At 66.8% G+C, this 17562-nt stretch carries 17 protein-coding genes and 1 tRNA gene; 1 reads left to right on the top strand and 17 read right to left on the bottom strand.

Annotation, left to right across the window (positions count from 1 at the left end; all coding sequences use genetic code 11):
* Positions 1–46 precede the first annotated feature (46 nt).
* From nuoI to tsaD, 17 genes are all read right to left on the bottom strand, one after another.
* On the bottom strand, positions 47–535 hold the full coding sequence (gene nuoI, locus SM757_RS08745) for an NADH-quinone oxidoreductase subunit NuoI (RefSeq protein ID WP_066333325.1): 489 nt from the start codon (positions 533–535) through the stop codon (positions 47–49).
* A 3-nt stretch (positions 536–538) separates the two neighbouring features.
* Positions 539–1606, bottom strand: coding sequence for an NADH-quinone oxidoreductase subunit NuoH (gene nuoH, locus SM757_RS08740; protein ID WP_066333329.1), 1068 nt, complete (start codon positions 1604–1606; stop codon positions 539–541).
* Positions 1607–1619: 13 nt separating this feature from the next.
* On the bottom strand, positions 1620–3950 hold the full coding sequence (gene nuoG / locus SM757_RS08735) for an NADH-quinone oxidoreductase subunit NuoG (protein ID WP_322465135.1): 2331 nt from the start codon (positions 3948–3950) through the stop codon (positions 1620–1622).
* A gap of 83 nt (positions 3951–4033) precedes the next feature.
* Complete coding sequence (gene nuoF, locus SM757_RS08730) at positions 4034–5374, bottom strand: NADH-quinone oxidoreductase subunit NuoF (RefSeq protein ID WP_066333497.1); 1341 nt, start codon at positions 5372–5374, stop codon at positions 4034–4036.
* Between the two features lie 5 nt (positions 5375–5379).
* A complete protein-coding gene (locus tag SM757_RS08725) occupies positions 5380–5877 on the bottom strand; it encodes an NADH-quinone oxidoreductase subunit NuoE family protein (RefSeq protein ID WP_066333333.1) in 498 nt (165 codons plus the stop codon).
* Positions 5874–7127, bottom strand: coding sequence for an NADH-quinone oxidoreductase subunit D (locus SM757_RS08720; protein WP_066333336.1), 1254 nt, complete (start codon positions 7125–7127; stop codon positions 5874–5876). The genes SM757_RS08725 and SM757_RS08720 overlap by 4 nt, the downstream gene beginning before the upstream one ends.
* 10 nt (positions 7128–7137) lie before the next feature.
* Positions 7138–7737 carry an NADH-quinone oxidoreductase subunit C gene (locus SM757_RS08715; protein WP_066333344.1) on the bottom strand — a complete coding sequence of 200 codons (600 nt, stop codon included), beginning with the start codon at positions 7735–7737 and terminating at the stop codon, positions 7138–7140.
* A gap of 25 nt (positions 7738–7762) precedes the next feature.
* Entirely contained in the window at positions 7763–8239 is a 477-nt protein-coding gene (locus tag SM757_RS08710; RefSeq protein WP_066333346.1) for a NuoB/complex I 20 kDa subunit family protein, read from the bottom strand.
* 44 nt (positions 8240–8283) lie between these two features.
* Positions 8284–8643, bottom strand: a complete 360-nt coding sequence (locus tag SM757_RS08705; protein WP_066333348.1) for an NADH-quinone oxidoreductase subunit A — start codon at positions 8641–8643, stop codon at positions 8284–8286.
* A 163-nt stretch (positions 8644–8806) separates the two neighbouring features.
* Positions 8807–8891, bottom strand: a tRNA-Leu gene (locus SM757_RS08700).
* A gap of 266 nt (positions 8892–9157) precedes the next feature.
* Positions 9158–9574, bottom strand: coding sequence for a preprotein translocase subunit SecG (secG, locus tag SM757_RS08695; protein WP_322465134.1), 417 nt, complete (start codon positions 9572–9574; stop codon positions 9158–9160).
* 33 nt (positions 9575–9607) lie between these two features.
* Complete coding sequence (tpiA, locus tag SM757_RS08690; RefSeq protein WP_066333352.1) at positions 9608–10354, bottom strand: triose-phosphate isomerase; 747 nt, start codon at positions 10352–10354, stop codon at positions 9608–9610.
* An 11-nt stretch (positions 10355–10365) separates the two neighbouring features.
* On the bottom strand, positions 10366–11352 hold the full coding sequence (locus SM757_RS08685; protein ID WP_322465133.1) for an NAD(P)H-quinone oxidoreductase: 987 nt from the start codon (positions 11350–11352) through the stop codon (positions 10366–10368).
* Positions 11353–11357: 5 nt separating this feature from the next.
* Complete coding sequence (gene pnp / locus SM757_RS08680; RefSeq protein WP_322465132.1) at positions 11358–13649, bottom strand: polyribonucleotide nucleotidyltransferase; 2292 nt, start codon at positions 13647–13649, stop codon at positions 11358–11360.
* A gap of 206 nt (positions 13650–13855) precedes the next feature.
* Positions 13856–14125 (bottom strand): 30S ribosomal protein S15, encoded by a 270-nt coding sequence (gene rpsO, locus SM757_RS08675; RefSeq protein ID WP_028997524.1) that lies wholly within the window; start codon positions 14123–14125, stop codon positions 13856–13858.
* A 148-nt stretch (positions 14126–14273) separates the two neighbouring features.
* Positions 14274–15455, bottom strand: coding sequence for a pyridoxal phosphate-dependent aminotransferase (locus tag SM757_RS08670; protein ID WP_407655745.1), 1182 nt, complete (start codon positions 15453–15455; stop codon positions 14274–14276).
* A 106-nt stretch (positions 15456–15561) separates the two neighbouring features.
* Positions 15562–16596: a tRNA (adenosine(37)-N6)-threonylcarbamoyltransferase complex transferase subunit TsaD gene (gene tsaD, locus SM757_RS08665; RefSeq protein ID WP_322465130.1), complete on the bottom strand. Its 1035-nt coding sequence runs from the start codon at positions 16594–16596 to the stop codon at positions 15562–15564.
* 73 nt (positions 16597–16669) lie between these two features.
* On the opposite strand from tsaD, the gene SM757_RS08660 reads away from it, so the two are divergent.
* A complete protein-coding gene (locus SM757_RS08660) occupies positions 16670–17302 on the top strand; it encodes an ANTAR domain-containing response regulator (RefSeq protein WP_066333362.1) in 633 nt (210 codons plus the stop codon).
* The last annotated feature ends 260 nt before the right edge of the window (positions 17303–17562 follow it).

Here is a 17562-nt window from a genome sequence, read left to right as displayed (position 1 = left end):
TTCACGCATGCGCGGGGCATGCGGTTACAGCGGGCCGCGCAGGCCGTCAGCGGTAGCGGGCGTCGGCCTCCTTGTTGGCTGCGATCTCGCGCTCGTAGCGGTCACCGACCGCCAGCAGCATGTCCTTCGTGTAGTAAAGGTCGCCGCGCTTTTCGCCGTGGTACTCGAGGATGTGCGTCTCGACGATGGAGTCCACCGGGCAGCTTTCCTCACAGAAGCCGCAGAAGATGCACTTGGTCAGGTCGATGTCGTAGCGCGTGGTGCGGCGGCTGCCGTCCTCGCGAACGTCCGACTCGATGGTGATGGCCATGGCCGGGCACACCGCCTCGCACAACTTGCAGGCGATGCAGCGCTCTTCGCCGTTCTCGTAGCGGCGCAGGGCGTGCAGGCCGCGGAAGCGCGGGCTCAGCGGCGTCTTTTCCTCGGGGAACTGGACCGTGATGGTCTTGGAGAGGAAGTGGCGCCCGGTCAGCGCCATGCCCTTGAACAGCTCAAGCAGCAGGAAGCTAGAAAAGAAATCCTTGAGGGCAGACATGGCTCAGTTCCAGATGTTCCAGGGCGACTGGATCCACAGACCCACCACCAGCAGCCACACGAGGGTGACCGGGATGAAGATCTTCCAGCCCAGACGCATGATCTGGTCGTAACGGAAGCGGGGGAACGTGGCGCGGACCCACAGGAACATCGTCACCACGACGAAGACCTTGGCGGCCAGCCAGATCCAGCCCGGGATCCAGTTGAAGAAGACGCTGTCGATCGGGGACAGCCAGCCGCCGAGGAACAGGATCACGGCCAGCGTGGAGACCAGGATCATGTTGGCGTACTCGGCCAGGAAGAACATGGCGAAGCTCATGCCCGAGTACTCGATCATGTGACCGGCCACGATCTCGGACTCGCCTTCCACCACGTCGAACGGATGGCGGTTGGTCTCGGCCAGGCCGGAGATGAAGTACACGACGAAGATGGGCAGCAGCGGCAGCCAGTTCCACGACAGGAAGCTCAGGCCCATCTCGGCGAAGCGCCCACGGCCCTGCGACAGGACGACCTCGGTCATGTTCAGGCTGCCGGCCACCATGAGCACCACCACGAGGCAGAAGCCCATGGCGATCTCGTAGCTCACCATCTGGGCCGAAGCGCGCAGCGCGCCCAGGAAGGCGTACTTCGAGTTCGAGGCCCAGCCGGCGATGATCACGCCGTACACCTCCAGCGAGGTGATGGCCATCAGGAACAGCAGGCCGGCGTTGACGTTGGCCAGGGCCACGTCAGGACCGAAGGGCACCACGGCCCAAGCGGCCAGGGCCGGCATGATGGTCATGACGGGGCCCAGGAAGAACAGGCCCTTGTTGGCAGCGGTCGGCCGGATGATCTCCTTGAACATCAGCTTGACCGCGTCGGCGATGGGCGTGAGCAGGCCGAAGGGGCCGACCCGGTTGGGGCCCGGACGGATCTGCGACCAGCCGATGGCCTTGCGCTCCCACAGCGTCAGGTAGGCCACGCAGCCCATGAGCGGCGCCACGACCGCGACGATCTTGATCAGCGACCACAGCACCAGCCACAAGGTTGGTGGCACGTTCGCGCTGCCGAATTGGTAGAGGGAATCAATCATCGCTTGGCCATCCTCAGAGCTTCTGCACGGTGATGGCGCCAAACATGGCGCCCAACGTGGCGGTATCCGGGTGCGCGGCGCTCACGCGCACGGCATTGGGGGCCAGCGTCGAATCCTCACGGGCCGGCAGCTCGGCGCTGGCGGAGCCCTGGCTCACGCGCACGCGCTGGCCATCGGCCAAGCCCAAGGCTTGCCACAGCGCGGTGGGCAGGCCCACGGCGGGCGGACGGGCGTCGGCCGTGAGCTGCAGCGGGCCGGAGCGGCGCACCAGCATGTCCGTGCCGTACACGGGCACGTCGGCGATGCGCTCGTACAGGCCCGGCGTGGCGGCGGCGATGGCGGCCGGCAGTTGCGCGGCGCTGCGGTTGGAGAGCTTGGCGGCGATGCCGCTGCCGTCGCCCAGCGCCTCGGCGCGAACCTCTTCAGCGCTTTCCTGGTTGAAGCCGTCCAGGCCCAACAGGTTGCCCAGCACGCGCAGCACCTTCCAGGCCGGACGGGTCTCGCCCACGGGCTTGACCACGCCGAAGAAGCTCTGCAGGCGGCCTTCGGCGTTGACGAAGCTGCCGGCGGTCTCGGCGAACGGCGCGATGGGCAGCATCACGTCGGCGTTGGGGATGGCGGCGTCCTTGAACGCGGTCAGTGCCACGACCAGGCCGGAACCCTGGAGGGCGGCGGCGGCCGCGGCGGCGTCGGCGGCGTCCCACACCGGCTCGGTGTTGAGCAGCAGCAGCGCCTTCATGGGTTGCGACAGCATCTGGCCGGCGTTGAGGCCGCCCTGCTTGGGCAGCGCGCCGACGAGCTGGGCGCCCACGGTGTTGGCCGCTTCGGTCAGGTAGCCGACCTTGGCGCCGGTGTGCTCGGCGATCCAGTTGGCCAGCTTCAGCAGCGTCGAGGCTTGCGGATGCTGCGCGGCGGCATTGCCCAGCAGCACGGCCTTGTTCTGGCCGGACAGCAGCGACTCGGCCACGGCGCGGGCCGCGTCAGTGGGCTCGGCCTTGACGGGCGCGGCCACGCCGGCGCTGGCGGCCACGGCGGCGGCCACTTCAGCCAGAGACTGCACCCAGGCGCTCGGAGCGGCGGTGATCTGGTGGGCCAGCGGCAGCAGCCAGTCGTTCTTCAGCGCATGCAGGCTGCTGACCTGGGCGCCGTGGCGCGCGGCCTGGCGCAGGCGCTGCGCGAACAGCGGGTGGTCCTTGCGCAGGAAGGAGCCGATGACGAAGGCGCGGTCCAGCGTCGAGAGCTCGGCGATGGGCATGCCCAGCCAGCGGGCCGTGCCCGGCGCATCGACGTTGGCGAAGTCGGCGTGGCGGGTGCGGTAGTCGATGTTGTCGCTGCCGAAGCCGCGCACCAGCTTGGCCAGCAGGTGCAGCTCTTCCACCGTGCTGTGGGCGGAGCCGATGGCGCCGATGCCCTGGGCACCGAACTCGCCCTTGACCTGCTTGAGGCCGTTGGCCACGAACTCCAGCGCCGTGGTCCAGTCCACCGTCTGCCACTGGCCGCCCTGCTTGATCATCGGGGCGGTTAGGCGGGAGGTGCTGTTGAGCGCGTCGTAGCTGAAGCGGTCGCGGTCAGCCAGCCAGCATTCGTTGACGGCCTCGTTCTCCAGCGGCAGCACGCGCTTGACCTGGTTGGCCTTGACCTGAACGATCAGGTTGGCGCCGGTGCTGTCGTGCGGGCTCACGCTCTTGCGGCGCGAGAGCTCCCAGGTACGGGCGCTGTAGCGGAAAGGCTTGCTGGTGAGGGCGCCGACCGGGCAGAGGTCGATCATGTTGCCCGACAGTTCGGAGTCCACCGTCTGGCCGACGAAGGTGGTGATCTCGGCGTGCTCGCCGCGGTGCAGCATGCCCAGCTCCATCACGCCGGCCACTTCCTGGCCAAAGCGCACGCAGCGGGTGCAGTGGATGCAGCGGGTCATCTCCTCCATGGAGATCAGCGGGCCCACGTCCTTGTGGAACACCACGCGCTTTTCCTCGGTGTAACGCGAGGAAGAGCCGCCGTAGCCCACGGCCAGATCCTGCAGCTGGCACTCGCCGCCCTGGTCGCAGATGGGGCAGTCCAGCGGGTGGTTGATGAGGAGAAACTCCATCACCGACTGCTGGGCCTTGACCGCCTTGTCGCTCTTGGTGCGCACGATCATGCCCTGCGTCACCGGCGTGGCGCAGGCGGGCAGCGGCTTGGGAGCCTTCTCAACTTCCACCAGGCACATGCGGCAGTTGGCCGCGATGGACAGTTTCTTGTGGTAGCAGAAGTGCGGGATGTAGGTGCCGGCAGCCTCGGCCGCATGCATCACCATGCTGCCTTCGGCAACGCTCACCTTCTTGCCGTCGAGTTCGATTTCAACCATGGCTTTGTTGGGTGAAGGCGCTACCGCGCGCAAGGACGTGGACCGCCCCGATGCAATGCACCTTCACCTTTTGCAGTTGTGTCTCAGGCTCCGCCGACGAGGCAGCGCTTGTTTTCGACGTGGTACGCGAACTCGTCGCGGAAATGCTTGAGCATCGCGCGCACCGGCATCGCCGCAGCGTCGCCCAGCGCGCAAATGGTTCGGCCCTGGATGTTGTCGGCCACCGAGTTCAGCAGGTCCAGGTCTTCCATGCGACCCTTGCCATGCTCGATGCGATCCACCATGCGCCACAGCCAGCCCGTGCCTTCGCGGCAGGGCGTGCACTGGCCGCAGCTTTCGTGCTGGTAGAAGTACGACAGGCGCAGCAGGCTCTTGACCATGCAGCGGCTGTCGTCCATCACGATGACGGCGCCCGAGCCCAGCATGGAGCCGGCCTTGGCGATGGAGTCATAGTCCAGCGTGCAGTCCATCATGATGTGGGCCGGCAACACGGGAGACGAAGAACCACCCGGGATCACCGCCTTGAGCTTGCGGCCCTTGGTGACGCCGCCGGCCATTTCCAGCAGCGTCGCGAAGGGCGTGCCCATCGGAATCTCGAAGTTGCCCGGCTCGTTCACGTCGCCGACCACCGAGAAGATCTTGGTGCCGCCGTTGTTGGGCTTGCCGACCTCGAGGTAGGCCTGGCCGCCGTTGCGGATGATCCAGGGCACCGCGCCGAAGGTCTCGGTGTTGTTGATCGTCGTGGGCTTGCCGTACAGGCCGAAGCTGGCCGGGAACGGCGGCTTGAAGCGCGGCTGGCCCTTCTTGCCTTCGATGGACTCGATCAGCGCCGTCTCTTCGCCGCAGATGTAGGCGCCGAAGCCGTGGTGCGCGTGCAGCTGGAAGCTGAAACCGCTGCCCATGACCTTGTCGCCGAGGTAGCCGGCGGCACGGGCCTCTTCCAGGGCGGCCTCGAAGCGCTCATAGACTTCGAAGATTTCGCCGTGGATGTAGTTGTAGCCCGTGTTGATGCCCATCGCGTAGGCAGCGATGGCCATGCCTTCGATGACGATGTGCGGGTTGTAGTTGAGGATGTCCCGGTCCTTGCACGTGCCCGGTTCGCCCTCGTCCGAGTTGCACACCAGGTACTTGGCGCCCGGGAAGGCGCGCGGCATGAAGCTCCACTTCAGGCCGGTGGGGAAGCCCGCGCCGCCGCGGCCACGCAGGCCCGACGCCTTGACCTCGGCGATGACCTGCTCCGGCGTCATGCCGGAGCCGCCGTCCAGGCCCAGAATCTTCTTCAGCGCCTGGTAGCCGCCGCGCGACTCGTAGTCCTTGAGACGCCAGTTGCTGCCATCGAGGCCAGCGTAGATCTGGGGCTGGATGTGGCGGCCGTGGAAGCAGGTCTCGCGGCCGGTTGCCTGGAATTTCGAGAGGTCGAGCATGCGGTTCACCCTTGCGCCTTGAGCGTGTCGACCAGCTCGTCCAGGCGCTCGTTGCTCATGAAGCTCAGCATCTGGCGGTCGTTGACCAGCATCACGGGGGCATCGGCGCAGGCGCCCAGGCACTCGCACTTCTGGACGGTGATGAGGCCGTCGGCCGTCGTGCCGCCCTCTTCCACGCCCAGCTTGCTGCAGAGGTGCTCGAGCGCGCCCTGGCCGTTGCGCAGCTGGCAAGGCAGGTTGGTGCAGACGTTGAGCTTGTACTTGCCCAGCTTGCGCTGGTTGTACATGTTGTAGAAGGTCGTGACCTCGTGCACCGCGATGGCGGGCATGGCCAGGTAGTCGGCGATGGCGGCCTCAGCCTCGCGCGACACGTAGCCCTGCTCCTGCTGCACGATGGACAGGCAGGCCATGACGGCCGACTGCTGTTGGCCGGCGGGATACTTGGCCACCTCGCGCGCGAAACGCTCCAGCGTGGAGGGGCCGAAGAAGGCTTGCGAACTCATCGATCGATCTCGCCGAAAACAATGTCCATGGTGCCGATCACGGCCACGGCGTCCGCGATCATGTGGCCACGCGCCATCTCGTCCAGGGCCGAGAGGTGCACGAAGCCGGGGGCGCGGATCTTCATGCGGTAGGGCTTGTTGGCGCCGTCGCTGATGAAGTAGATGCCGAACTCACCCTTGGGATGCTCAACGCCGGCATACACCTCGCCCTCGGGCGCGTGGAAGCCTTCGGTGAAGAGCTTGAAGTGGTGGATCAGCTCTTCCATGTTGGACTTCATGTCCACGCGCGGAGGCGGCGCCACCTTGTGGTTGTCGGTGATGACCGGGCCGGGGTTGGCCTTGAGCCACTTCACGCACTGCTGGATGATCTTGTTGGCCTCGCGCATTTCCTGCACGCGCACCAGATAACGGTCGTAGGTGTCGCCGTTGGTGCCCAGCGGAACGTCGAAGTCCATGCGGTCATAGACGTCGTAGGGCTGCTGCTTGCGCAGGTCCCACGCGATGCCGGAGCCACGCAGCATGGGGCCGGTGAAGCCCATGTTCAGCGCGCGTTCCGGGCTGACCACGCCAATACCCACGGTACGCTGCTTCCAGATGCGGTTGTCGGTCAGCAGCGTCTCGTAGTCGTCGACGTTCTTGGGGAAGCGGTTGCAGAAGTCCTCGATGAAATCCAGCATCGAGCCCTGGCGGTTCTCGTTGAGCTTGGAGATCGCCTTGGCGTTGCGGATCTTGGACGGCTTGTACTGCGGCATGCTGTCCGGCAGGTCGCGGTAGACGCCGCCCGGACGGAAGTAGGCCGCGTGCATGCGCGCGCCCGACACCGCCTCGTACATGTCGAAGATGTCCTCACGCTCGCGGAAGCAGTAGATGAGGATGTTCATCGCGCCGCAGTCCAGCCCGTGGCAGCCCAGCCACAGCAGGTGGTTCAGCAGGCGGGTGAGCTCGGCGAACATCACGCGGATGTACTGCGCGCGCAGCGGCACCTCGATGCCCAACAGCTTCTCCACCGCGAGGCAGTAAGCGTGCTCGTTGGACATCATCGAGACGTAGTCCAGGCGGTCCATGTAGGGCAGCGACTGGATGTAGGTCTTGGTCTCGGCCAGCTTTTCGGTGGCGCGGTGCAGCAGACCGATATGGGGATCGGCGCGCTGGATCACTTCGCCGTCGAGCTCCAGCACCAGGCGCAGCACGCCGTGCGCGGCCGGGTGCTGCGGGCCGAAGTTCAGGGTGTAGTTCTTGATCTCTGCCATGGCGCGTTGTTCAGTGCAGGCCGCCGTAGTTTTCTTCCCGGATGATCCGCGGCGTGATCTCGCGCGGCTCGATCGTCACGGGCTGGTAGATGACGCGCTTGGTCTCGGTGTCGTAGCGCATCTCCACGTGGCCGGAGATGGGGAAGTCCTTGCGGAACGGGTGGCCGATGAAGCCGTAGTCGGTAAGCAGGCGGCGCAGGTCGATGTGGCCGTCGAAGACGATGCCGTAGAGGTCGAAGGCCTCGCGCTCGAACCAGTTGGCCGCGCTCCAGATCTCGGTGACCGAGGCCACGATGGGCAGGTCGTCTTCCGGTGCGAACACCTTGACGCGCAGCCGCCAGTTCAGGCTCACGGACATCAGGTGCACCACCACGCAGAAGCGCAGCCCATCCCAGGGCTGGTCCTTGTACGCCGAGTAGTCCACGCCGCAGAGGTCGATGAGCTGCTCGAACTTCAGCCGCGCATCGTCGCGCAGCAGGCGCATCGCGTCGGCATAGTCGGCCGCCGGGATGGTGATGGTGATTTCGCCGCGGTCGCGCTTGAAGGCCTTGATCCGGCCACCCAGCGCAGCTTCCAGCGCCGACTGCAGGTTGTCGAGAGAAGTGGTCATGCGGTTATTGCCAGCCGGGGAGCGTTCAGCGCGCGATGGTGTTCTCGCGCCGGATCTTGGCCTGCAGTTGCAGGATGCCGTAGAGCAGCGCCTCTGCCGTGGGCGGACAGCCCGGCACGTAGACGTCCACCGGCACGATGCGGTCGCAACCACGCACCACGGCATAGCTGTAGTGGTAGTAGCCGCCGCCGTTGGCGCAGGTGCCCATCGACAGCACCCAGCGCGGCTCGGCCATCTGGTCGTACACCTTACGCAGCGCCGGCGCCATCTTGTTGCACAGCGTGCCCGCTACGATCATCAGATCGCTCTGGCGCGGGCTGGGACGGAACAGCATGCCGAAGCGGTCGATGTCGTAGCGGGCGGCGCCCGCGTGCATCATCTCCACCGCACAGCATGCGAGGCCGAAGGTCATGGGCCACAGCGAGCCCGTCTTCGACCAGTTGATCAGCTTGTCCACCGAGGTGGTGACGAAGCCTTCCTTGAGTACGCCTTCGATGCCCATGGGGTCAGTCCGTCAATGTTCGTTTAACGAGTCGAATACCAGGCTCATTCCCAATCCAGGGCGCCTTTTTTCCACTCGTAGATGAAGCCAACCACCAGGATGGTCAAGAACACCATCATGGCCACGAAACCTGACACACCGATTTCGCGCAGCGAGACCGCCCAAGGGAACAAGAAGGCGATCTCCAGGTCGAACAGGATGAAGAGAATGGCCACCAGGTAGTAGCGCACGTCAAACTTCATGCGCGCATCTTCGAAAGCTTCGAAGCCGCACTCGTAGGGTGAGTTCTTTTGCGCGTCAGGCCGGTTGGGTCCCAGCACGAAACCCAGGATCTGGGGAGCGACGCCAACCCCGACGCCAACCAGGATGAACAAAATGACGGGCAGATACTGCTGCAGGTCCATGTGCGTGCTGAGCTCGGTTGGGTGAGTCAAAAAAAATCGACCATAAAAAAGCGCGCCCCAGGCAGCTTGAACTGCCTACCGAGCGCGCCCGCGGGTCCTCTGCCTTTTCCAGGGCGCCTTGCAAGGCGCCGGTTCTGAACCTTGCAGAGAGGTCGAGATTGTTTGGTGCCGACGGCGAGACTCGAACTCGCACAGCTTTCGCCACTACCCCCTCAAGATAGCGTGTCTACCAATTTCACCACGTCGGCCTTGTCAGGCACTGCACGACTTGCTTGAGGAATTGCTTGTCGGCAGCCCTGAATTCTATACCAGCTTTCCCCAATTCGGGGGACAACCCGAAGAAATTTGCCGGCTCGCTCGGTGAGCCAGTGCGCCCGTTTCTTCCCGGACGCAACCAATCCTTCCGGACCAGCCAAGCCTGCGCTGTTGACGCAGGCTCACACCTTACAAGAGGCGCTTTGCAGCCGGCTGACGTGGACGCGCAAAACGCGGCCACGACAGGGGCTCTTTCCAATTACCGGGCCGGAATCGCGTCCGAGGCCGCAGGTGCGGGCACGGCAGGCGCAGCAGCACCCGGGATGGCACCGGGAATGGCCCCCGGGATTTGCGCAGGCGCCGAAGCCGCCGGCGCACTGGCCGCGGGCACGCCCTGATCGAGCACGCTGGTGCCGCTGTTGGCCGCCGGCGTGGGCCGGTAGCTCGACAGGTAAGCCAGCGCAAGCGTGCACACGAAGAACACGGTGGCGCAGGCCGCCGTGGAGCGCGACAGGAAGTTGGCGCTGCCGGTGGCGCCGAAAAGGCTGCCTGAAGCGCCGCTGCCGAAGGAGGCACCCATGTCGGCGCCCTTGCCGTGCTGCACCAGCACCAGGCCGATCATGGCCACGGCCGACACCAGTTGCACCGCCAGGACGATGTTGAACCAGATTTGCATAGATCTCTCGTTGTCTCGGAATGCGCGCGGCGCTCAGCCCGCGGCGCGGCAGATGGCGGCGAAGTCGGCCGCTTTCAGCGCGGCGCCACCGATGAGGCCGCCGTCGATGTCGGGTTGCGCGAAAAGGGTCGCGGCGTTGTCGGCCTTGACGCTGCCGCCATAGAGCAGCCGCATCTCGCCAGCACGCGGCGTGGCAGCCAGCAACTGCGCGCGCAGCAGCGCGTGCACTTCTTGCGCCTGCTCCGGCGTGGCGGTCTTGCCGGTGCCGATGGCCCACACCGGCTCGTAGGCCACGACCATCTCCGACACGCAATGGCCCAGCGTGTGGATCACGGCCGAGAGCTGGCGCTTGACCACGGCGGCGGTCTCGCCGGCCTCGCGCTGCGCCAGCGTCTCACCCACGCACACGATGGGCGTGATGCCATGGGCCAGAGCGATCTTGGCCTTGTCGGCCACGAGCTGGTCGCTCTCGCCATGGTAGGCGCGACGCTCGGAGTGGCCCACGATCACCCAGCGGCAACCGAACTCGCGCAGCATGGCCGCCGACACCTCGCCGGTGTAGGCACCCTGCTCATGCGCCGAGCAGTCCTGTGCACCCCAGCGAATGTCGCTGGCCGCCAGCGTGACGGCGGTTTCGGACAGGAAAGGGAACGGCACGCACACCGCCACGTCGGCGCCGAACGGACGCGCAGCCAGCACGCCCTCCAGCAGCTCGGCGTTGGCCTTGTGGCTGCCGTGCATCTTCCAGTTCCCCACCACCAGCTTGCGTCTAGAAGTCATGATTTCTTGATTCACCAAGTCAGAACGATCTTGCCCACATGCGTGCTCGATTCCATGAGCGCATGCGCCTCGGCCGCCTGCGCGGCGTCGAAAACCTTGTGGATGACGGGCTTCACGCGCCCGGCCTCGATCAGCGGCCAGACTTTGTCGCGCAGCGCCTGGGCCAGTTGCGCCTTGTAGGCCACGGTGCGCGCGCGCAGCGTGGAGCCGGTGATCTGCAGCCGCTTGCGCAGCACCAGTCCGGCATCTATGGCGCTCTTGGTGCCGCCTTGCACGGCGATGATGGCCAGACGGCCGTCGTCAGCCAGGCACTGCAGCTCACGGCCGACGTAGTCGCCCGCCACCATGTCCAGCACCACGTTCACACCGCGGCCGCCGGTGAGGCGCTTGGCCTCCTCGACGAAGTCCTGCGTGCGGTAGTTGATGGCATGGTCGGCGCCCAACGCCACGCAGGCGGCGCACTTGTCGTCGCTGCCTACAGTGACGATGACCTGCGAGCCCAGCGCCTTGGCCAGCAGGATGGCGGTGACGCCAATCCCGCTGGAGCCGCCTTGCACCAGCAGCGTCTCGCCGGGCTGCAACCGCGCGATCTCGAAGACGTTCTGCCACACCGTGAAGAAGGTCTCCGGAAGCGCAGCCGCTTCCACGTCAGACAGCGCCGCCGGCGCGGGCAGCGCCTGCGCGATGGGCGCCACGCACAGCTCGGCATAGCCGCCGCCGGCCACCAGCGCGCACACGCGGTCGCCGAGCTTGAAGCCGGCCGCCGCAAGCTCGGCCGGGTCGCCGCCCACCACCGTGCCGGCCACTTCCAACCCAGGCAGGTCGGAAGCGCCTGGCGGCGCCGGGTAATGGCCCTTGCGCTGCACGACGTCGGGGCGATTGACACCCGACGCGCTCACGCGCACCAGCAATTCACCCGCGGCGGGCACCGGGGCGGGCCGCGTCACCAGACGCAGCACCTCGGGCCCGCCGAACTGGCCGATCTCGACGGCACGCATGGCGTTTACTCGCCCTGGCCTTCGCCCGTCTGGGGCTGCGCCACCACCGGCTGCTGCTCGCCGCCGTTGCCGTTCATGTCGGCACGCGGCTCGCGCGGCTCGCGGCGAGGACGCTCACCGCGGTCACCACGGTCGCCGTAGTCGCGGCGGGGACGGTCGCCGTAGTCGCGGCGGGGACGGTCCTCGTCCGCCGGCATGCCTTCAGGACGCTCGATCAGCGCTTTCATGGACAGCTTGACGCGGCCCTTGTCGTCGGTCTCCAGCACCTTGACCTTGACCACCTGCCCTTCGCTCAGGAAGTCGGTGACCCGCTCCACGCGCTGGTGGGCAATCTGGCTGATGTGCAGCAGGCCGTCCTTGCCGGGCAGCAGGTTCACCAGGGCGCCGAAGTCCAGGATCTTGGTGATCGGACCTTCGTAGATCTTGCCGACTTCGACCTCGGCCGTGATTTCCTGGATGCGCTTCTTGGCGAACTCGGCGCGCTCGGCATCGGTGGAGGCGATGGTGATGGTCCCGTCCTCGGCGATGTCGATCTGCGTGCCGGTTTCCTCGGTCAGCGCGCGGATGGTGGCGCCGCCCTTGCCGATCACGTCGCGGATCTTCTCGGGGTTGATCTTGAGCGTGTACAGGCGCGGGGCGAACTGCGACACGTCCTCACGGGCGCCGCCCACGGCTTCCTGCATCTTGCCCAGGATGTGCAGGCGCGCTTCCTTGGCCTGAGCCAGGGCGACCTGCATGATTTCCTTGGTGATGCCCTGGATCTTGATGTCCATCTGCAGGGCGGTGATGCCGTTGGTCGTGCCGGCCACCTTGAAGTCCATGTCGCCGAGGTGGTCCTCGTCGCCCAGGATGTCGGTCAGCACCGCGAAGCGGTTGCCTTCCTTGATCAGGCCCATGGCGATGCCGGCCACGTGCGCCTTCATCGGCACGCCGGCATCCATCAGGCTCAGGCAGCCGCCGCAGACGGACGCCATGGACGAGGAGCCGTTGGACTCCGTGATCTCGGAGACGACGCGGATGGTGTAGGGGAACTCGTCCTTGCTCGGCAGCGCGGCGACCAGCGCGCGCTTGGCCAGGCGGCCGTGGCCGATCTCGCGGCGCTTGGGGCTGCCCACGCGGCCCGTCTCGCCGGTGGCGAACGGGGGCATGTTGTAGTGCAGCATGAAGCGCTCTTCGAACTCGCCGGCCAGCGCGTCGATGCGCTGCGCGTCGCGCTCGGTGCCCAGCGTGGCGGCCACCAGGGCCTGCGTCTCGCCGCGGGTGAACAGCGCCGAGCCGTGGGTGCGCGGCAGCACGCTGGTGCGGATCTCGATGGGACGCACGGTGCGGGTGTCGCGGCCGTCGATGCGCGGCTCGCCATTGAGGATCTGGCTGCGCACCAGGCGGGCCTCGATGTCAAACAGCAGGCCGTCAACCTTGACGTCGTCAAAAGCCACGCCCTGCTCCTTCAGCACGGCCTTGACGCCGGCATAGGCTTCGCGGGCGGCCTGGGTGCGGGCCTGCTTGGAGCGGATCTGGTAGGCGGCGCGCAGCGGCTCTTCGGCCAGGGCCGTGACCTTGGCGATGAAGTCCTCGTCCTTGGCCGGCGGCTGCCAGCTCCACTCGGCCTTGCCGGCGTCGCGCACCAGCTCGTTGATGGCGGCGATCGCCACCTTGCCCTGCTCGTGGCCGAACACCACGGCGCCCAGCATCACCTCTTCGGTGAGCATGTCGGCCTCGGACTCCACCATCAGCACGGCAGCCTCGGTGCCGGCGACCACGAGATCCATCTGGGTCGTGGCCAGCTGTTCCTTGGTCGGGTTGAGGATGTACTCGCCGTTGGCGTAGCCCACGCGCGCGGCGCCGATGGGGCCGTTGAACGGGATGCCGCTGATGGCCAGCGCGGCGCTGGCGCCGATCAGGGCGGGGATGTCAGCCGGCACTTCCGGGTTCAGCGAGAGCACGTGGATGACCACCTGCACCTCGTTGTAGAAGCCTTCGGGGAACAGCGGGCGGATGGGACGGTCGATGAGGCGGCTGGTGAGCGTTTCCAGCTCGCTGGGACGGCCTTCGCGCTTGAAGAAGCTGCCAGGGATCTTGCCCGCGGCGTAGGTCTTCTCGAGGTAGTCCACCGTCAGCGGGAAGAAGTCCTGGCCCGGCTTGGCATTCTTGGCGGCCACGACGGTGGCCAGCACCACGGTGTCCTCGATGTTGACGATGACGGCGCCGCTGGACTGGCGCGCGATCTCGCCGGTTTCCAGCGTGACGCTGTGTTGACCCCACTGGAACGTCTTGGTGACCTTGTTGAACAGGCTCATTCTTTTCTCCGGATAGTCGGCACGCTTTGGGCGGTGGTGCCAGGGAACCGGGAGCACGTCGAGGACGGGGCGGATGCCATTCCAGCGGGACTGCAGCAAGCCGCAGCCCCCTTGGAATGACACATCAACGCCGGTTTCCTCAGCTCTCCAAAGACAAAGAGCCTGTGCTGCGACCGCAGAACAGGCTCCCGTCAATCATGCAAGGCTTACTTGCGCAGGCCCAGCTTCTGGATCAGGGCGACGTAGCGGTCGGCATCCTTGCTCTTCAGGTAGGACAGCAGGCGCTTGCGCTGGTTGACCATCTTGAGCAGACCGCGACGGCCGTGGTGGTCCTTGGCGTGGGTCTTGAAGTGGGGGGTCAGCTCGTTGATGCGAGCCGTCAGCAGGGCGACCTGGACTTCGGGAGAACCGGTGTCCGCGGGGCCGCGGGCGTTGGCGGCGACGATGTCGGCCGTCTTGATGTCAGCAACTGCCATGAGTGGAGTTTCCTGTGCTGGAAACCGGGGCACGGGCCTGGCTCAGGCCGCCGCGGTTTCCGGGTTACTTGCGGTCGCGGGTGAAACCGACCCGCGCCGTGCTCTTGGGATCTCCGCGCACCCGGTTACAGGCACGCGAAGCCCTCGATTATAGGCCAAGCGCCCAAGTGAGGCGTTGCACGCCCAGCCGAAGGCGTTCCACGTCCTGCGAGGCGAAGCACCAGCGCAGCCACCCTTCCCCTTCGTCGCCGAAAGCGCAGCCCGGCGCCAGGCCCAGGCCGTGGTCAGCCACCAGGCGCTTGGCCAAGGCCAGCGAGTCGTCCTGGCCTTCAATGCGAAAGAAGGCGTACATGCCGCCCTGCGGCGGCGCCAACTCGACACTGGGCAAAGCCCGCAGCCCCTGCACCAGCGTGGCGCACCCGGCCTGGATACGCGCCACCAGCGCGGGCACGAAATCGTCGGCCATGGCCAGCGCCTGCAGCGCGCCGCGCTGGACGAACACCGGTGCGCAGGAGCTGTTGAATTCCAGCAGCTTGCCCGCCGTGGCCAGCGACTGCCCGTGCGCGTCGCGCGGCAGCACCAGCCAGCCCAAGCGCCAGCCGGTCATCAAAAAGCTCTTGGAAAAGCTTTGCGTGACGATGAGCCTGTCCTCAGGCGCCGCGATATCCAGGAAGCTGGGCGCGGCGGCCTGGCCGATCGCTTCATTCGGCCCCTCGCCCCACCACAGCCGCTCGTAAACCTCGTCGGCGACTATCCAAGTGCCGGTGCGGCGGCAGTGATCCAGAAGGGCCTGCTGCTCGACGCGCGACAGCGTCCAGCCCGTGGGGTTGTTGGGCGCGTTGACCAGCAGCGCACGCGTGGCGGGGGTGATGGCGTCCAGCAGCTCCTGCAGGTCCAGCCGCCAGGCGCCCTGGTGCGGATGCAGCGACACGCGCTTCACCCGCGCACCCAGGATTTCCGGCTGCGCGGTGATGTTGGGCCATACCGGGACCACCGCGACGGCCTCGTCGCCGGCGGACAGCAGCAGCTGTGCCGCCACCATGAGGGCGCTCACGCCGGAGCTGGTGACGGCGATGCGCTCCACCTCCACCGGTGCATGCAGCGCCGAGACGTACTGCGCCAGCGCCCTGCGCAGTTCCGGCAGGCCCAGGTTGTGGGCGTAGAAGGTCTCGCCGTGCATGAGCGACGCGGCGGCTGCCTCGCGCACCTCCAGCGGCGTGACCTCGTCGCTTTCGCCGAACCAGAAGGCCAGCACGTCAGGGCGACCCAGGCCGGCATTGGCCACTTCGCGAATGCGGGAGGCGGGCAGCGCCGCCAGCGGAGAGCGGATGAAGTCGTGCATGGCTCTATCGTCCCTATGGACGGCAGTCGATGGAGGAGAACGCTGTACCGGCCAAAGGCGCCGCGGCGCCCTGCCCCTTTGGTCGGCGTGAAAGTCAGGCTTCGGCCAGCGGCCAGCGCGGCTTCACGTCGAAGGCGTAGTCATGCTCGGCCGTGGCCCGGCCGCTTTGCAGCCGCATGGCGCCCGCCAGGGCGATCATGGCGCCGTTGTCGCTGCACAAATGCAGCTCGGGGTAGTGCACGCGCACGCCGGCGCGGCGGCAAAGGGCATTCAAATTGGTGCGCAGCGCACGGTTGGCACCCACGCCGCCGGCCACCACCAGCCGCTTGAGCCCGGTGGCCTTGAGCGCCTTCATGGACTTGCTGCTGAGCACGTCCACGATGGCGGCCTGGGTGCTGGCCGCCAGATCCGCCTTGGGCTGCTCGCACACCTCAGGGCCCAGCTTGCGCAACTGCGTCATCACCGCCGTCTTGAGCCCGGCAAAGGAGAAGTCCAGGTTGCCGCTGTGCAGCAGCGGGCGCGGCAAGGCGAACGCCTCGGGGTTGCCGAACTCGGCGAGCCTGGAAAGCGCCGGCCCGCCCGGGTAGCCCAGGCCCAGCAACTTGGCCGACTTGTCGAAAGCTTCGCCGGCGGCGTCGTCAATCGTTTCGCCGAGCAGCTCGTACTCGCCCACGCCCTGCACGCGCATGAGCTGCGTATGGCCGCCGGAGACCAGCAGCGCCACGAAGGGAAACTCCGGCGGGTCGTCGGAAAGGAAAGGCGACAGCAGATGGCCTTCGAGGTGGTGTATGCCCAGCGTCGGCTTGCCCAGCGCAGCCGCCAGCGCGCAGGCCACGCCCGCGCCGACCAGCAGCGCGCCGGCCAGGCCGGGGCCGCGCGTGTAGGCCACGACGTCCACATCCTCTAGCGCGCAGCCGGCATCCGCGAACACCTGCCGCGCCAGCGGCAGCACGCGGCGGATGTGATCGCGCGAAGCCAGCTCAGGCACCACGCCGCCATAGGCACGGTGCATCTCGATCTGGCTGTGCAGCGCGTGCGCCTTGAGCTTGGGCGCACTGCCGTCGGACGGGATCTGGACGAGGGCCACACCCGTCTCGTCGCAGGAAGATTCGATACCCAGCACATTCATGGTGCGGCAGTGTAGCCAGCGGGCCGTTTGCCTTTGGATACCGATGGCGTGAAGCTTGCAAGCCGTGCGGCCCATGAAATCTCCGCAGGCCTTGCGCATCGTCATCGTCGCGCCGGACTCCATGAACCCCGACCCGTCGGACACCGCCGCCATGGTCGAGGTCGAGCGCTCGCGCAGCCTGCGCATCGGCCTGCTGCAGCACGGCTACAACATCGTTGCGGTGCTGCCCATAGACCCCTTCCTGCCCGACCGGCTGGCGCAGATACAGCCGGACATGATCATCGTGGACGCGGAGAGTCAGGCGCGCGACACGCTGGAGCATGTCGTGATGGCCACGCGCGACGCGCGCCGGCCCATCGTCCTGTTCACCGACGACGAGGACACCTCGCGCGTGGACGACGCCATCGCCGCTGGCGTGACGGCCTACGTCGTGGCCGGGCTGGCGCCGCAGCGCATCAAGTCGGTGCTGGACGTGGCCATGGCACGCTTTCGTCACGAAGAGGAACTGCGCCGCCAGCTCGCCGACGCCCGCAGCCAGCTCGACGAGCGCAAGGTCGTCGAGCGCGCCAAGGGCCTGCTCATGAAGCGCCAGGGCATAGACGAAGCCCAGGCCTATGCCCGGCTGCGCAAGACCGCCATGGACAAGGGCCTGAAGCTCGCCGAAGTAGCGCAGCGCATCATTGACGTGGCCGACTTGCTCGGGTAAGCACCAAAGCAGCGCACACACGCTGTAACAAAAACCCGGCTTGGTGCATGGATCCCACCTCAAGCGGCATTTCCCGGGATCAAGAGCTGGCACAGCGCTTGCGTTAACCCAAGCAGGAGGTCAAAGGCGATCTCCTGACGAATCAAACGGCATTCGACCAAGGTCGGTCGGAGCGCCACAAGGACGACGGCGTCCCCATGCCCCGCAGGTGTCTTCTGCACCGCGGGTCACAGGGACGCCGTTTTTTCATTGCCGGTCGA

The sequence above is a fragment of the Azohydromonas lata genome (assembly GCF_034427735.1).
Classification (GTDB): Bacteria; Pseudomonadota; Gammaproteobacteria; order Burkholderiales; family Burkholderiaceae_C; genus Azohydromonas; species Azohydromonas lata.
Note: the sequence above shows the minus strand (reverse complement) of the source record. Positions and strands in the feature narration are given on the sequence as shown.

Bases quoted from the DNA above. Each gene is read 5' to 3' on its own strand.
- nuoI (WP_066333325.1), bottom strand. From the start codon at position 535: ATGTCTGCCCTCAAGGATTTCTTTTCTAGCTTCCTGCTGCTTGAGCTG.
- nuoH (WP_066333329.1), bottom strand. From the start codon at position 1,606: ATGATTGATTCCCTCTACCAATTCGGCAGCGCGAACGTGCCACCAACC.
- nuoG (WP_322465135.1), bottom strand. From the start codon at position 3,950: ATGGTTGAAATCGAACTCGACGGCAAGAAGGTGAGCGTTGCCGAAGGC.
- nuoF (WP_066333497.1), bottom strand. From the start codon at position 5,374: ATGCTCGACCTCTCGAAATTCCAGGCAACCGGCCGCGAGACCTGCTTC.
- SM757_RS08725 (WP_066333333.1), bottom strand. From the start codon at position 5,877: ATGAGTTCGCAAGCCTTCTTCGGCCCCTCCACGCTGGAGCGTTTCGCG.
- SM757_RS08720 (WP_066333336.1), bottom strand. From the start codon at position 7,127: ATGGCAGAGATCAAGAACTACACCCTGAACTTCGGCCCGCAGCACCCG.
- SM757_RS08715 (WP_066333344.1), bottom strand. From the start codon at position 7,737: ATGACCACTTCTCTCGACAACCTGCAGTCGGCGCTGGAAGCTGCGCTG.
- SM757_RS08710 (WP_066333346.1), bottom strand. From the start codon at position 8,239: ATGGGCATCGAAGGCGTACTCAAGGAAGGCTTCGTCACCACCTCGGTG.
- SM757_RS08705 (WP_066333348.1), bottom strand. From the start codon at position 8,643: ATGGACCTGCAGCAGTATCTGCCCGTCATTTTGTTCATCCTGGTTGGC.
- secG (WP_322465134.1), bottom strand. From the start codon at position 9,574: ATGCAAATCTGGTTCAACATCGTCCTGGCGGTGCAACTGGTGTCGGCC.
- tpiA (WP_066333352.1), bottom strand. From the start codon at position 10,354: ATGACTTCTAGACGCAAGCTGGTGGTGGGGAACTGGAAGATGCACGGC.
- SM757_RS08685 (WP_322465133.1), bottom strand. From the start codon at position 11,352: ATGCGTGCCGTCGAGATCGGCCAGTTCGGCGGGCCCGAGGTGCTGCGT.
- pnp (WP_322465132.1), bottom strand. From the start codon at position 13,649: ATGAGCCTGTTCAACAAGGTCACCAAGACGTTCCAGTGGGGTCAACAC.
- rpsO (WP_028997524.1), bottom strand. From the start codon at position 14,125: ATGGCAGTTGCTGACATCAAGACGGCCGACATCGTCGCCGCCAACGCC.
- tsaD (WP_322465130.1), bottom strand. From the start codon at position 16,596: ATGAATGTGCTGGGTATCGAATCTTCCTGCGACGAGACGGGTGTGGCC.
- SM757_RS08660 (WP_066333362.1), top strand. From the start codon at position 16,670: ATGAAATCTCCGCAGGCCTTGCGCATCGTCATCGTCGCGCCGGACTCC.